This is a genomic window from Rhizobium hidalgonense, assembly GCF_002914525.1.
GTDB lineage: Bacteria > Pseudomonadota > Alphaproteobacteria > Rhizobiales > Rhizobiaceae > Rhizobium > Rhizobium hidalgonense.
Map to the genome: position 1 here is coordinate 1 of NZ_LODW01000066.1, position 14403 is coordinate 14403.

17 protein-coding genes are annotated in these 14403 nt (G+C 62.0%); 8 read left to right on the forward strand and 9 right to left on the reverse strand.

Features of this window, described 5'->3' with window-relative positions; genetic code table 11:
- Positions 1 to 130 precede the first annotated feature (130 nt).
- Both ATY29_RS21330 and ATY29_RS21335 read left to right on the forward strand, forming a co-directional pair.
- On the forward strand, positions 131 to 697 hold the full coding sequence (locus ATY29_RS21330; protein ID WP_097537285.1) for a P-loop NTPase family protein: 567 nt from the start codon (positions 131 to 133) through the stop codon (positions 695 to 697).
- Position 698: 1 nt separating this feature from the next.
- Positions 699 to 1232, forward strand: coding sequence for a GNAT family N-acetyltransferase (locus ATY29_RS21335; protein ID WP_003569835.1), 534 nt, complete (start codon positions 699 to 701; stop codon positions 1230 to 1232).
- Positions 1233 to 1234: 2 nt separating this feature from the next.
- On the opposite strand, the gene ATY29_RS21340 is transcribed toward ATY29_RS21335, so the two are convergent.
- From ATY29_RS21340 to ATY29_RS21355, 4 genes are all read right to left on the reverse strand, one after another.
- Complete coding sequence (locus ATY29_RS21340) at positions 1235 to 1744, reverse strand: NUDIX hydrolase (protein WP_097537262.1); 510 nt, start codon at positions 1742 to 1744, stop codon at positions 1235 to 1237.
- 242 nt (positions 1745 to 1986) lie between these two features.
- The gene (locus ATY29_RS21345; RefSeq protein ID WP_097537263.1) at positions 1987 to 3063 is read right to left on the reverse strand and encodes a zinc-binding metallopeptidase family protein; all 1077 of its coding nucleotides are present in this window, start codon (positions 3061 to 3063) and stop codon (positions 1987 to 1989) included.
- Positions 3064 to 3157: 94 nt separating this feature from the next.
- Positions 3158 to 3349 carry a CsbD family protein gene (locus ATY29_RS21350; RefSeq protein ID WP_097537264.1) on the reverse strand — a complete coding sequence of 64 codons (192 nt, stop codon included), beginning with the start codon at positions 3347 to 3349 and terminating at the stop codon, positions 3158 to 3160.
- A gap of 101 nt (positions 3350 to 3450) precedes the next feature.
- Positions 3451 to 4056, reverse strand: coding sequence for a YqgE/AlgH family protein (locus ATY29_RS21355; RefSeq protein ID WP_003569829.1), 606 nt, complete (start codon positions 4054 to 4056; stop codon positions 3451 to 3453).
- Between the two features lie 139 nt (positions 4057 to 4195).
- On the opposite strand from ATY29_RS21355, the gene ATY29_RS21360 reads away from it, so the two are divergent.
- The 5 genes from ATY29_RS21360 (at position 4196) to ATY29_RS21380 (ending at position 8895) form a co-directional block, all read left to right on the forward strand.
- Positions 4196 to 5038, forward strand: a complete 843-nt coding sequence (locus tag ATY29_RS21360; RefSeq protein ID WP_097537265.1) for a protein-disulfide reductase DsbD domain-containing protein — start codon at positions 4196 to 4198, stop codon at positions 5036 to 5038.
- 83 nt (positions 5039 to 5121) lie between these two features.
- Complete coding sequence (locus tag ATY29_RS21365; RefSeq protein WP_003569825.1) at positions 5122 to 5607, forward strand: peroxiredoxin; 486 nt, start codon at positions 5122 to 5124, stop codon at positions 5605 to 5607.
- A gap of 753 nt (positions 5608 to 6360) precedes the next feature.
- Positions 6361 to 7110: a metal ABC transporter ATP-binding protein gene (locus ATY29_RS21370; RefSeq protein WP_097537266.1), complete on the forward strand. Its 750-nt coding sequence runs from the start codon at positions 6361 to 6363 to the stop codon at positions 7108 to 7110.
- Positions 7107 to 7979, forward strand: a complete 873-nt coding sequence (locus tag ATY29_RS21375) for a metal ABC transporter permease (protein WP_097537267.1) — start codon at positions 7107 to 7109, stop codon at positions 7977 to 7979. Before ATY29_RS21370 ends, ATY29_RS21375 begins: the two co-directional genes overlap by 4 nt.
- Before the next feature lie 16 nt (positions 7980 to 7995).
- Positions 7996 to 8895, forward strand: coding sequence for a metal ABC transporter substrate-binding protein (locus ATY29_RS21380; protein WP_097537268.1), 900 nt, complete (start codon positions 7996 to 7998; stop codon positions 8893 to 8895).
- Positions 8896 to 9127: 232 nt separating this feature from the next.
- Here the strand turns inward: ATY29_RS21380 and ATY29_RS21385 are convergent, their stop codons facing one another.
- From ATY29_RS21385 to ATY29_RS21405, 5 genes are all read right to left on the reverse strand, one after another.
- The gene (locus tag ATY29_RS21385; RefSeq protein ID WP_003569818.1) at positions 9128 to 9436 is read right to left on the reverse strand and encodes a Dabb family protein; all 309 of its coding nucleotides are present in this window, start codon (positions 9434 to 9436) and stop codon (positions 9128 to 9130) included.
- 198 nt (positions 9437 to 9634) lie between these two features.
- On the reverse strand, positions 9635 to 10060 hold the full coding sequence (locus tag ATY29_RS21390) for a hypothetical protein (protein ID WP_003569817.1): 426 nt from the start codon (positions 10058 to 10060) through the stop codon (positions 9635 to 9637).
- A 128-nt stretch (positions 10061 to 10188) separates the two neighbouring features.
- Complete coding sequence (locus tag ATY29_RS21395) at positions 10189 to 11349, reverse strand: M20 aminoacylase family protein (protein WP_097537269.1); 1161 nt, start codon at positions 11347 to 11349, stop codon at positions 10189 to 10191.
- Entirely contained in the window at positions 11346 to 12590 is a 1245-nt protein-coding gene (locus ATY29_RS21400) for a Zn-dependent hydrolase (protein WP_097537270.1), read from the reverse strand. Before ATY29_RS21400 ends, ATY29_RS21395 begins: the two co-directional genes overlap by 4 nt.
- Positions 12587 to 13798, reverse strand: coding sequence for a diaminopropionate ammonia-lyase (locus tag ATY29_RS21405; RefSeq protein WP_097537271.1), 1212 nt, complete (start codon positions 13796 to 13798; stop codon positions 12587 to 12589). Before ATY29_RS21405 ends, ATY29_RS21400 begins: the two co-directional genes overlap by 4 nt.
- A 104-nt stretch (positions 13799 to 13902) precedes the next feature.
- On the opposite strand from ATY29_RS21405, the gene ATY29_RS21410 reads away from it, so the two are divergent.
- Positions 13903 to 14388: an Lrp/AsnC family transcriptional regulator gene (locus ATY29_RS21410; RefSeq protein WP_097537286.1), complete on the forward strand. Its 486-nt coding sequence runs from the start codon at positions 13903 to 13905 to the stop codon at positions 14386 to 14388.
- Positions 14389 to 14403 lie beyond the last annotated feature (15 nt).

Genomic DNA, 14403 nt, shown 5'->3' on the forward strand with positions numbered 1-14403 from the left:
CAACCAGCTGCCGGGCGGGCGGCCACCCGCCCGGCAAGCATCAATATCCTACATTTTCATCATCCAAGAGGTGCCGGCAGGCGGATGAGGGGCTGGCGATGAAATGGAGGTCGTCACGCAGGAGCCGCGAATGGAGCTTACCAACCGATCAGATACGTTCGAGCGGGTCCTCATTATGGGAAACGGCGGGACCGGCAAGACGTGGCTTTCCCGTCGCCTCGGTGAGCAACTTCGCCGGCCCATCATCCATCTTGACGATATCCATTGGGAACCGGGCGGTGACGGCACCGCTCGCGACAGGACACTCAGAGACGCGATGGTCAAGACGGCGGCCGAAGCGGAAAGCTGGGTTATGGAAGGGGTCTATGGCCAATTGGTGAACATGGTCCTCGGCCGCGTGACCGCGTTGATCTGGATCGATCTGCCCGTAGAGGCGTGCATCGCCAATGTCAAAGAGAGGGGGATTCAAGGCGGTGAGTCAGAGACGCAGTTTGCCGGCTTGCTCAAGTGGGTGGCGGAATACAGGATACGAAAGAACAACTGGAATTCGTTTGACGCGCATGCCCAGCTGTATTCTGGCTTTTCAGGTCCAAAGTGGCTGTTGCAGGATCGCGAAGCGGTAACGCGTTTCACCGATCGGTTGCCCAGGAGTGCCTCCGGCTTCATCGACACGGGTACTGAATTTGGAGGTGCTTAAGGTGACATCGACGCTGACGGGGGCAAATGTGACGCTCCGTCCACCCAAAGAGGGGGATATCGACTCAAGATTTCGGCTGGGAAACGACATCGACATATTCGAGATGTTCGGCATCAGCCGCGATGACGTGCCCACCGTCTCGCGGGCGTCGGCGGCCAATTGGGTACAGGGAATTGTCGAACATCCTCATGCCTGGATTATCGAGGCGAGAGAAGCGCTGCTCGGTGTGATACGGCTAGATCGGTTGGATATACATGATCGGCGAGCGTCGATGGCCATAGGCATCTATGACCGGAACGCCCTTGGCAAAGGACTGGGAAGCGAAGCAATTTCAGTTCTGCTCGGACACGCGTTCGGTCCCTTGCGACTTCATCGCATTGGCGTTCGTGTGTTGAGCTACAACCAAAGGGCAATTCGCGCCTACCGGAAATGCGGCTTTGTCGAGGAAGGCAGAGAACGCGAGGCAGCCTTTGTAAACGGCGCCTGGCACGACGATGTCATGATGGGTCTGCTGGAACACGAATTTGGCCGATGATGTCATTCCTGGGCTATATCGCGCCGCACCAGGTGTTGGACGCCGTCGGGCATAGTCTCGATCAGCTCACGCAGCGGCATTGGTTGCAGGTCGAACTGGTCGAGGGCGGCCCGGCTTGGTAAAGCCCAGCGAAATTCCAGATCGGCGGCGCCGTCGCGGACACGGTGGACGATATCGCTCTCATGGAAGGGAAGGGCGGTCATCAGCTCCGCCTCATAATAGAAACCGACTTCATGCACCCTTCGTCCGGCCAATTCGAAGAAATTCTCGATGACGAAGCGCAGCGGTCCTACTGTCGCCCGGCAGCCGATTTCCTCTTCTATTTCGCGTGCGAGCGTTTCGGCGCCCGCCTCGTGAAATTCCACGCGTCCTCCGGGCAGCACCCAGAAAATGTCGCCGACGACGCGATGAATGAGGATGTGGCCATGGGAGCGGATCAAAGCGCCGGCCCGCAACTGGAAGCGGGATTGGCTGGCATCCAGCACGATCATGGTTCGAGCGGCATCGTCCATATCACTGCATCCTCCAGGGGTATTGCGCGAAGGGCTTATATCGGGTTTTGGAAACCGACAATGGGCGGGATGGATTTGCCCTTGCTCCTACATTCCTGTGTCTGTCACAGGAATCCAGTGCGCCCAAGTCCTTGGGCGCGGGGGACTCTTGTCAAACTGGCATTGAGCTATTCACCGCGCAGACGCGCGGTGGCTGGATTCCTGTGACGAGCGCAGGAATGAGGGCGGAGATGTGCGGCGCCTCACCCCTGCCGCGCCGTCGCAGCACCCTGGATCAGCCGGTGCAGATATTCGAGTTTCGCCACGACCGGCGAGGACAGCACGAAGGGGTAGGAGTCCGGCTGGCCCATGCTGCGCTGAATGGCGTTGATTGCGATGCTGAGCGGCACCCAGGCGCTGACCAGCTGTTCGGCGTTCTCTGCCCGGTAGGGGAGGAAATCCACTTCGCCGGCGATTTCCTCGTGGCCGCGCGGGTCGATGGCGATGCCGAAGGCGCGGGCGGTTTCGAGTGTGTCGACGATATGGAGGTAATGGGCGAAACATTCGGCGAAATCCTCCCAAGGGTGGGAGGCGGCATAGGCGCTGATGAAATTGTCCTGCCATCCCAAGGGCGCGCCGCCGGCATAGTGGTTTTGCAGGGCCGCGGCATAATCCTGCCGTTCGTCGCCGAAGACGGCGCGGAAATCCTCCAGGCCATTGCGGTCGCGCACCAGCTTGTTCCAGATGAAATGACCGGTCTCGTGGCGGAAATGTCCGAGCAGGGTGCGATAGGGTTCGTTCATCGAGCTGCGCGCCTGTTCGCGCGTTGCATCGTCGGCCTCGGCGGCGCGGATGGTGATCAGCCCTTCCTCGTGGCCGGTCATGGCCGGCACGACATAACCGTTGCTCTCGATCGAATCCTCGAGGAAATCGAAGACCAGGCCGCTTTCCGGATCTTGCACCCGATCGGGATGCGGCAGCCGCCAGCGCAGCAGCGAATAAAACAGATGGCGCTGTGCTTGGCTGATGCGCCGCCAGCGATCGATACCGTTCTGGGTATCGGTGTTCGGAACCAGCCGGTTGTGGCGGCAGGCAACGCAGAATTCGCCCGCCTCATCGCCGTCCACCAGCCAGTTGCAGATGTCGAGGCCGGCATTGGCGCAGAAGCGCACCTCGCGCTCGGGGTTGGAGACGAGCTGCCACACCGTCTCCTCGCGCGGCTCCAGCGCATGCATGGCGAGATCGCCGGGCAGGAAGCCGAGCCGATGGTTGCAGCGCACGCATTGACGGTTGTCGAAATGGACGACCTGATCGCAATTGTCGCAGGCGAAAAGCTTCATCGTGTCTATCTCTGCAGAGCATGAGGGTGCGGATTAAAAATGCCTGCCGCGCGAGGGCGCAGCAGGCATGGTTGATGACGGATAAGCTTGTGGCTCAGAGCCGGTCGACGGCGCCCTTGAGCTTGTCCTTGACCTTGCCGGTTGCGACCTGTCCCTTGCCTTTGGCTTCCTGAACGGCGCCCTTGGCCTGCATTTCGCCATTATCCGCGGCCTTGCCGACGGCCTGCTTGGTCTTGCCGGCAATTTCGTTGGCCTTGCCTGAAATCTTGTCGCTGGTGCTACCCATATGTGATGTCTCCTTCGTCAAGGATGGGGCTTTTGCCCGTGTTTGCCGAAATGAAACGTCAGTTGCGGCTATTCGTTCCCGCTATCTTCGAGCCAGCCACCTCAGGCATGGCCGGCTTCGGCCGAAAGCATGGCGGCGGTCACGCCCATGCCGGCGAGCGCCCGCTCGTATTTGTCGTCGAGGCTGCGGTCGAAGATCAGTTCCTCATTGGCCGGGCAGGTGAGCCATCCATTATTGACGACCTCGTTTTCGAGCTGGCCGGCCGACCAGGAGGAGTAGCCGAGCAGCATGGTCGCCCGCGCCGGCCCATCGCCCTTGGAGATGGCGCGCACGATATCGAGCGTCGCTGTCAGACAGATGTCGTCGCTGACGGGGATCGAGGAGTCGCTGGAATAATCGTCTGAATGCAGCACGAAGCCGCGGCCGCTTTCCACCGGGCCGCCGGTCTGGATCGGGAAGTCGCGAGCGCGCTGCGGCAGCACGATCGAATCTTCCTGCTTGATCATGTCGAGATGCAGCAGCACATCGGTGAAGGTGAGGCTCTGCGGGCGGTTGATGACGAAGCCCATGGCGCCGGCATCCGAATGCGCGCAGATATAAATCACCGTGCGCGCAAAATTGCGGTCCTCGATGCCGGGCATGGCGATGAGGAACTGGCCATCGAAGAAGCCACGTTCCCGTCTGTTCTTCAGCGTCGATAAGGACATCGTTCCTCCTGCTGCCAACCGCATTGAGGCCTTGACAAGAGAAACATGGGCCAATGTCACACATCAATCAACTGAAAATGAAGATTTAATCGCCGCGACTTCTGGCGGCGAAACCTCAGTTTCGGTAAACCGTTGTTCCATGATGATTATTTCCTCAGTCCCGCGCCGGCTTTTGATTGCGGTCATCTCAGTGGGAGCGGCCCTCGCCGCCCATCGTTCGGCCCACGCGGAAATGAGCGCCTGGGCCGAGAACGAGGGCGGCCGCATGCGCCTGGTGGCGCTGGCGCCCGATGCCGCCGGCAAAATCCGCGCCGCCCTGCAGATCGAGCCGAAACCCGGCTGGATCACCTATTGGAAAGAGCCCGGCGGGAACGGCATTCCGCCCCAGGTGACTATCGCGGCGGGCAGCGCTGTAACGCTCGACGTCATCGCCTATCCAGTCCCGAAACATTTTTTCAACGGCGCGATCGAGGACATCGCCTATGACGGGCCGGTGACGCTGCCGCTGTCGCTCAAGGCCGCGGGCAAAGGTCCGGTCGAGATCGACGCCATGGCCTTCATTGGCGTCTGCAAAGATATCTGCATTCCCTTCCAGGCGAATTTTCAGCTGAAGCTTGGCCCCGCCATCCAGTCGCATCCGCAGGAGGAGGAGATCCTTGAGGCGGCCGATGCGAGCCTGCCGAAGCCGCCCACGGCCGATTTCGGCGTGACCGCGCATGCGATGTCGCCGGATAAGAAGACGTTGTCGCTGACGCTGGCTCTGCCGGGCGGGGAGCGGAAGGGCGCGCCGGATATCATCGTCACCGGCCCGAGCGGTTATGCCTACACCAAGCAGATCGGCGGCAAACGCGACGGCGTCGCCTTCAAGACCGACATAGCAATCGGCAAACTGCCGAAGGGCTACGATATATCGGGTAAACGCTGGGGTGTGCTGGTTATCGACGGCGACAAGGCGATGGAGACCACGCTTGCCTTTGAGTAACCGGGACCTATAGTCGCCTCGACCGCTGCGGCTCCCGCCGTCACCAGGCCAGAACCCAACAAGCCGGAATTCAGGAGAAAACCATGACCATCGCAATCGGCGACAAGCTTCCTGCCGCCACCTTCAAGGAAAAGACCGCCGACGGCCCGGTCGAAATCACCACCGAACAGCTCTTTGCCGGCAAGCGCGTTGTGCTCTTCGCCGTGCCGGGCGCCTTCACGCCCACCTGTTCGCTGAACCACCTGCCCGGTTATCTCGAAAACCGCGACACCATCCTCGGCAAGGGCGTCGACGATATCGCTGTCATATCAGTCAACGACTGGCACGTCATGGGCGCCTGGGCGCAATCCTCCGGCGGCATGGGCAAGATCCACTTCCTCGCCGATTGGGACGCAGGCTTCACCAAGGCCGTCGGTCTCGATGCCGACCTCTCCGCTGGCGGCCTCGGTCTGCGCTCCAAGCGCTATTCGATGCTGGTCGAAGACGGCGTCGTCAAAGCCCTCAACATCGAGGAAAGCCCCGGCCAGGCGACGGTTTCCGGTGCGGCGGCGATGCTGGAACTGCTCTAAGCTTTCATTCCCGAGAGATGAAGGGGCGGCCGTTTCGGTCGCCCTTTTTGGTTGTTGTCTAGGCACTCGTCGCGCTGGCAAGTTGGCGGACGCACCCTTTGTCCTCCTGGGCCACGGCTGTTCCGTCGTGCGGATGCCTGCCCCTCACCCTAACCTGACCGGGGTCGAGCCAGGGGTCTCGGCGAGAGGTGGGCGAGGGACGGAGAGGTCGGGGCAGTCCCCTTCGCCCCGCGAGGCGGGGAAGGTGCCGGCAGGCGGATGAGCGGCAAGCGCCGACGGCGAGTTTGGCAGAAACGCTCCCCGCTCTCCGTCATCCCAGGCCGCCGAGCCTGGGATCCACGACCGGTGCCGATCGAGGGCAGAGTGGATCCTCGGGTCAAGCCCGAGGACGACGGTGAGTGGGGCTGCCCTTGGAGCAAGGGCAGCGATGTTTGGCATAATGCGAACGCATTGCGCCTCCGTCGATCGCCTTAGCAACCTTCACGCCTAGGCTTGACCTCGAGCACTTGTCCGCTGATGCCTGCCTCCGAAGCGCTTACTGTCAAATGGCCGCAGTTCACGAAGCCGCCTCAATCTCGCCGCAATCGTTATAACATAACCGTAATGTTATTACATTGTAGGATCAGCCATGCCCACAAGCCCCGATCGCCCTTCCGTCAGCCTGCTGGCACAGTCGGGTTTATCAAGGGTGATTGGCATGATGCTCGTCGTTGCGCTCCTCTGGCTCGTCATTGACTGGGCGGTTCGCCTGCCATGACGCCGCTGATCCGTCTCGACAATCTGACGGTCGCCTATCACCGGCACCCCGCTATCCATCATGTCTCCGGCGCCTTCGCCAAGGGCAGCCTGACGGCGATTGCCGGGCCGAATGGGGCGGGCAAATCGACGCTGCTGAAGGCGATAATGGGTGAGCTTCGGCCGGCCGAAGGCAGGGTGGAGCATCGTCTGGGGCGGGCGGAATTCGGCTACCTGCCACAGGCGGCCGAGATCGACCGGCGGTTTCCGATTTCGGTGATCGATACGGTGATGCTCGGCGCTTGGAAGAAGACGGGGGCTTTCGGCCGCATCGCGGCTGCCGAGGTAAAAAGGGCAGGCGAGGCGCTATCGGCCGTCGGGCTCGAGGGCTTCGGAAAGCGGCATGTCGGCTCGCTGTCTTCAGGCCAGTTCCAGCGTGTGCTGTTTGCCCGCCTGCTGCTGCAGGATGCCGGCATCATTCTGCTCGACGAGCCGTTTACCGCGATCGATGCCCGCACCACCAGGGATCTCCTCGATATCGTCAGCCGCTGGCATGGCGAGGGCCGCACCATCATCGCCGTGCTGCATGATTTCGAGCTCGTCCGGGCGCATTTCCCGGACACGCTGCTGCTTGCCCGCGAGCTGGTCGGCTGGGGTCCGACCGCCGACGTCATGTCATCCGCCAATCTCATGAAGGCGCGCGCCATGGCCGAGCGCTGGGATGAGGATGCCGAGGCCTGCGAACCGCAACAGGCGCCGGCGCCATGACGGCTTACGATCTCTTCCTCGCGCCCTTTGCCGATTTCGGTTTCATGCGCCGCGCCCTTGTCGCCTGCCTTTGCCTCGGGCTCGGCTCCGGTCCAATCGGCGTCTTTCTGATGCTCAGGCGCATGAGCCTGATGGGCGACGCCATGAGCCATGCCGTGCTGCCGGGGGCAGCGATCGGTTATCTCGTCGCGGGCTCCTTGTCGCTGACGGCGATGGGCCTCGGCGGCCTTGTCGCCGGCCTGTCGGTGGCGCTGCTATCGGGCGCCGTCAGCCGAATGACCGAACTGCAGGAGGATGCGAGTTTTGCCAGCTTCTATCTCGCATCCCTGGCGCTCGGCGTGCTGATCGTCTCGCTGCGCGGCTCGAATATCGATCTGCTGCATGTACTCTTCGGCACCATCCTGGCGATCGATGCTTCGGCGCTTTATCTGATCGGCGCGATCGCCTCGCTGACCCTTATCGTCCTTGCCGTTATCTACCGGCCGCTGGTGGCCGAATGCTTCGATCCGGGTTTCCTGCGCGCCGTCGGCGGCCGCGGGCCGGTCTACCACGTGCTTTTCCTGCTGCTGGTGGTGTTGAACCTCGTCGCCAGTTTCCAGGCGCTCGGCACGCTGATGGCGGTCGGCCTGATGATGCTGCCGGCGGCCGTCGCCCAGCTCTGGTCGCGCAGCCTGCCCGCGATGATGGCGATTGCAGCCGTTAGTGCCGCCGCTTCCGGCTATCTCGGCCTGATCGCCTCCTACCATCTCGAACTCGCCTCCGGCCCAACGATCATCATGACGGCGGCGATCTTCTACGCATTTTCCATTCTTTTCGCGCCCTCCGGCCTTCTTAGGCGCTTCTTTCCCCGCCCGCATTTGAAGGGCTGATCCCAAGGAGACTTCGATGACCTCGCACAGACTGCTTCTTTCTGCAGCAATCCCCGCCTTGATGGCGCTATCGGCCATGCCCGCCTCCGCCGAGACGCTGAAGGTGGTGGCCTCTTTCACCGTGCTTGCCGATGTCGTCAAGCAGGTCGGCGGCGATCATGTCAAGGTGACGAGCCTGGTCGGGCCGAACGGAGACCCCCACGAATTCGAGCCGTCGCCGGCCGACGCCAAGAATCTGAACGCGGCTGAGGTGACCTTCGTCAGCGGCGAAGGACTGGAAGGCTGGATGGACCGGCTGATCACCGCCTCGGGCTATAAGGGCAAGCCGGTCACGGTCTCCGAGGGCATCGACGTCAGCACCATGGAAGAGGACGGCGAAAAGATCACCGATCCGCATGTCTGGAATAGCCCTGTCAACGTCAAGATCTGGGTCGCCAATATCGAAAAGGCGCTGTCATCGGCCGATCCCACTGACGCCGCCGCCTTCAAGGCCAATGCCGAGAAATATACGAAGACGCTGGACGAGCTGAACGCTTACGCCCACGAAAAATTCGCCAAGATCGCCGACGATCGCCGCAAGGTGCTGACCAGCCATGATGGCTTCGGCTATTTCGGCCGCGAATATAATGTCAGCTTCCTGGCGCCGCTTGGCCTGTCTACCGAAAGCGAGGCCTCTGCCGCCGACGTCGCCAAGCTGATCGAACAGATCAAAACCGAACACGTGAAGGCCTATTTCTTCGAGAATTCCAACGATCCGCGCCTTGTCAAACAGGTGGCCAAGGCAACCGGCGCGGAGCCGGGCGGCGAGCTCTATGTCGAATCGCTCTCCGACGCCAAGGGGCCGGCGCCGACCTACGAGAAGATGTTCCGCTACAATGTCGATCAGCTCGCCGCCGCCATGGCGAAATCGAGCTGATAATCGAGGGCCAAGAGCCGTGCGCCGATCGCCGCTTATCAAGCAATCTCTCGGCCCTCGACACCCTTGGCAGCCAAAATATCGTCAACGGCAGTGGCGAACCTCCACAGCAGTTCAGCAGCGTCCGCGTCCCTTGAAACGACGCGGATGCCGATGGCGAGATCGATAGAACTTTGGAGTTATGCCGGAAACCGGCCGGCAGGCATCGCGTCGGGTGCGGCGCCGGCTGGCCTCAGATGTTGAGGTCGAAGACCAAAATGCCGGCAAGGCCGCCGTCTGTCGACGAGACGATGCGTTCGCCGACGATCACATGTTCGGGATGGATGAGATAGGCATCGCGCGCCTCGGGGCTTTCGAAGGTGACGGCAAAACCGTCGACGAAGCCGGCATGCAGGCCCTCGGGTGAAACATTCGGCCCGTATTTGATATCCAATATGCCGGGAATGACTTGTTTCAGGGCGACGATCGCTTCGAACAGCGACTGCTTGTCCTCGTTCGTCATCGCGGTCTTCAGCCGCAGGAATACGCAGTGCAGGATCATCCGTGGTCCTCCCGATTCTGTGTCGGCAGAATAGCGGCGAAAGCGGGGAGGGCAATGAGATTTATTTTCACGGAGACGTTGCGGCGGCGAGCCCCGGCCGCAAAGGCGCTGATGCCAATCGATGCCCGCCCGACATTGCGCCGCCCAGGCCGAAGCGGCAGACGACGGCGGCGAGGTTATCGGTTTTCCTCGGGAAGATTACATCTGATCGGTGGTGACCATGGGGCGCTTGTAGATCTTCTGCACGAGGTCGCGAGACAAGGCGCGGGCTTGATCTTTCTCGGCCGGCGTCATCGGCCGGCAGGTGTTCCTGAGGTTGGAACCATCGAGCACGGTCGCAGCGCCTGAATTGGCGATGACGAGGTGCCAGCTGCAGGAAGCGACCCTGTCGATGGCAACGGCACCATGGCAGCTTGTCGACAGGCAGAAGGCAACGGTCTCCTGGGCGCCGTGGTCACCCTTATGCGCCAGGTCCATGGCTGTCTTGAAATCCTTGACCCAGCGCTCGCAGTGCACCTGTTTTGCCCCCGGCAGGCAAGTCTTGGTGACCGGAGTGATGTCGCCGGCTTGAAGCGGCGAGACGCAAAAAACACCCAAGGAGAGGGTGAGCAGAAACTTGAGCATCGGATTTTCCTTGTGCAAGCCATGAGAGGTGCACATCGCAGGCCGTTGGTCAATGATTTGTCGGAGGCGGTTGCAAATGCTCTCCTCCACCCGCGTAATGCGGACGGCGGGCCGCGACCGATCGGATGTCAGTTTGCCCCCAGACGTCTGCGAACAATGCTCGCGTGGAAATTGGCGCCATGCAGCAGTCCGGCGTCGTTGAAATCGTAGTTCGGATTGTGAAGCGGCGCGGACCCTTCGCCATTGCCCAGGAAGACGAAGCAGCCGGGGACATGGTCGAGGAAGCGCGCGAAATCTTCCGATCCGGTCATCGGTTCACGCCGGACCTTGATGTTCTCGGCGGGGAAGACGTCGCGGGCTGCGGCAAAGGCTTCCTCGACCAGGGCGGGATCATTAAGCAGCGGAACGAATTCTCTCGTATAGGTCACCTCGGCCGAGACATTGTGGGCGAGGGCTGTACCCTCCGCGATGAGGCGCATCTGCTTTTCGATCGCCGCGCTGACCTCGGGGCGGAAGCTGCGGGCGTCGCCCAGAATGCGCGCCAGTCCCGGCAGCGCGTTGCGGGTGCCGTCGGTCAGCAGTTCCGTCACCGAGACGACGCCGATATCGGTGGGGTCGAGCCTGCGGGAAACGATTGTCTGCAGGTTGGTCACCAGCGCGCAGGCGGTAACCAGGACTTCGTTGCCTGAGTGGGGGCGCGCGGCATGTCCGCCGACGCCCTTGAGCACGATTTCGAAATTGTCTTCCGCCGACATGATCGGGCCGACGCGGGTCTGGAAGACGCCGACCGCAAGACCCGGCATATTGTGCAGCCCGTAGATCTCGTCGAAGGGAAAGCGCGTCATCAGCCCATCGCCGAGCATCGCCAACGCGCCCTTGCCCCACTCCTCGGCAGGCTGAAAAATGAACCGCACGGTGCCGTCGAAATCGCCGTCCGCGGACAGCATCCTGGCGGCGCCGAGCAGCATCGCGGTATGGCCGTCATGGCCGCAGGCGTGCATCACACCGGCGGTCTGCGATCGATAGGATTTGTCGCCCTGTTCGGTGATTCTGAGGGCATCCATGTCGGCGCGCAGGCCGATGGAACGGTTGCCGCCGCCACGCCTGAGGGTTCCGACAACCCCTGTGCCTCCAACACCTTCGACAACCTCGTCGAGCCCGAACTCTCTGAGTTTTTGCGCGATGAAAGCCGCCGTCCGCTTCTCCTCGAAACCGAACTCGGGATGGCTGTGAAGGTCGCGCCGCCAGGCGATCATGTCCTGTTCCAGGATCTTGTCGTCGACGCTCATTTCGGCAGTTCCCCTGTTGCAAGCCCGCAAACGACGTCGAGCAGGATATTGGCTCCCGCGACGAGGTCCTCATCGGCGGTGAGTTCCTTGGGATTGTGACTGATGCCACCGCGGCTCGGCACGAAGATCATCGCGCTCGGCGCGATACGGGCGATCATCTGGGCGTCGTGGCCAGCCCCTGATGTCATGCGCCTGCACGCCAGACCCCGATCCCTGGCGGCAGCCTCGATCAGGCGAACGATCGCCGGATCGAACTTGACCGGCTCGAACCGTGCCAGCCGCTCGACGGAAATGCCAACCTTTTCATCGGCCGCCAGGCGGTCGAGGAATGCAGCGAGCGCCTCTTCCTCTTGCCTGAGGCGGTCGTCGTCCGGATCACGCAGATCGATCGTGAACGTCGCGCGTGAAGGTATGACATTGACGGCATTCGGTTCGAAGGCGATGCAGCCGACGGTCGCGACAGTCGGGGTGTTCGACGCTTTCGCGCGGTCGCGCAGAAAGGTGATGACACGGGCAGCCGCATAGCCGGCGTCGCGGCGCATCGAGATCGGTGTCGTACCTGCATGGTTGGCATCGCCGTCGATGGTCACTTTCTGCCAGGAAATACCCTGCAGATCCTCGACCGCTCCGACCGGTATGCCCTCCCGCTCGAGAACAGGGCCCTGCTCGATATGCAGTTCGACATAGGCGTGCGGCGTCATGAAGCCGGGCGCATGGTTGCCGGCATAGCCGATCCGCGCCAGTTCATCGCCGAGCACCGTCCCGTCGGTTCCCACCGTCGCCAGCGCAGCAGCCACATCGAGGCCGCCGGAATAGACCAGCGAACCCATCATGTCGGGGGCATAGCGCACCCCTTCCTCATTGGTGAAGGCGGCAACGACAATCGGGCGCGACGGTTCGAAGCCTTGGCTTTTCAGCGTCTGGATCACCTCGAGGCCGGTCAGCACGCCATAACATCCATCATAGATGCCGGCATTGATGACCGTGTCGATGTGGGAACCGATCATGATCGGCTCTTCCCGGGCGCCCGCGCCATTCCAGATGCCGAAGACATTGCCGATCCTGTCGACGGCGACGTCCAGCCCGGCTTCCTCAAGCCAGGAGACCAACCGATCGCGTCCAAGCTTTTCGCTATCCGACGCCGCCAATCGGACAAGCCTGCCATCGGCATCGCGGCCGATCTCGCCGAGTTCGGGGATGCGCCCGAGCAGACGAGAGGCATCGATCGAACGCTTGCTCATTGCGACGCTCCGGTCCTGGCTTTCGCGGCGACCGCGGCGGGTGATAACCCGACGATCTCTCGATATTTGCCGGGATCGGTCGCGCCTTCGGTATTCACCAGGAAGATGCGGGATTGTCCATGGAGCGACAATGCCTTCTTGATCTCGGGATTGCCGACGGCGCTGATCAGCCCGGCAAGCCCGACGCCGCCGCTTTCGCCGGCGACGATCGCCGGATCGTTTCCGGCGGGATCGGCCAGTCGCCTCATCACCGAGATCGCGTTGTCTTCATCCACCGTCATGAATGCATCGGCAACCCGGGAGAGAATACGCCAGGCAATGAGCGAAGGCTCGTAACATTCGAGCATCGCCATCACGGTCGGTTCGCCATGGGCGACGGTCACCGGATGTCCGGCTCGCGCCGTTTCGAACAGGCAGGCGGCGCGGGCGGGATCGACAACGATGAAGGTCGGACGTCGGTCGCCGAAGGCGATGGCCATGTGGCCTGCGACAGCGGCGGCGATCCCGCCGACACCGGCCTGAACGAAGACATGAGTGGGCTGCTGCGGCATAGCTCTCAGGGCCTCCCGGACAAGGGCGGTATAGCCCTGCATCACCAGTCCGGGAATGCGCTCATAACCCGGCCAAGAGGTGTCCGACACGATCGTCCAGCCTTTTTCTTCGGCAATACGCGCGGCCTGGCGAACTGAATCGTCATAGGTCCCGTCCACACGGATTATCTCCGCGCCGAAGCGGGCGATGGCGGCGACGCGTTCGTCGCTGACACCGGAATGCACGAAAATCGCCGCCCGGGCGCCCACAAGCTGCGCGCCTTGGGCAACAGACCGGCCGTGATTGCCATCCGTGGCGCAGGCGACTGTCATCGTCTCGGCGGTATTGCGGACATGCGAAGAATGCAATTCCGAGATATCGATCGCGCGGCCCAGCCGATTTGTCGCCTCATCGAGGACGAGCCGGATCACCGCGTAGGCGCCGCCAAGCGCCTTGAAGCTCCCGAGGCCGAGGCGATGGCCTTCGTCTTTCATATGAATCGAGCCGACACCGAGTTCGGCTGCCAGCCCTGGCAGAGCGAGCAGAGGCGTTTCCGCATGGTTTTCCCGGAATGCCAGGTGGCGCTCGACTGCGGCGGCGGCCTCCAGGCCGAGGATTTCGGCGTCGCGCGGGTCGAGCGGGCGACGATAGTCGGAATTGCTGTTCAACAGAAACATGCGCACCTCACTTGCCTTGTCGGTTGAAACATATTGCAGCCGACATGAAAAAGGCGCTGTATTTCGAGGGTGATTTTGCAAGTTTGTTTCGTTGGAGCCTCAATTTGAGCCGACCGGTCAAATCCCCGCAGCTGGATGTTTTCGACCGCAAGATCCTGGCGATCCTCCAGAGGGACAATACGACGCCGCAGCGGACGATCGGCGAAGCCGTCGGCCTGTCAGCGCCTGCCGTTCAACGCCGGATCAAACGCATGGCGGAGGATGGGATCATCCAGGCGAACGTCGCCGTTCTCGACCCGACGGCGCTCGGCCAATCGATCACCATCTTCGTGGAGGTGGAGGTCATCAGCGAAACATCGGAGCAGATCGAACAGGCAAAAAGCCAATTCGCGGCCGCGCCCGAAATCCAGCAGTGTTACTACGTCACCGGCGAGGTGGATTTCATTCTGGTCATCGTCGTCCCCACAATGGCGGATTACGAGGCTCTGACGCGGCGGCTGTTTTTCGGCAACAACAACGTCAAGCGCTTTCGCACATTCGTGGCGATGGACCGGGTGAAGGTCGGATTAAGCGTTCCTGTCGAACGTTGAGAACCGGCCGCCCGG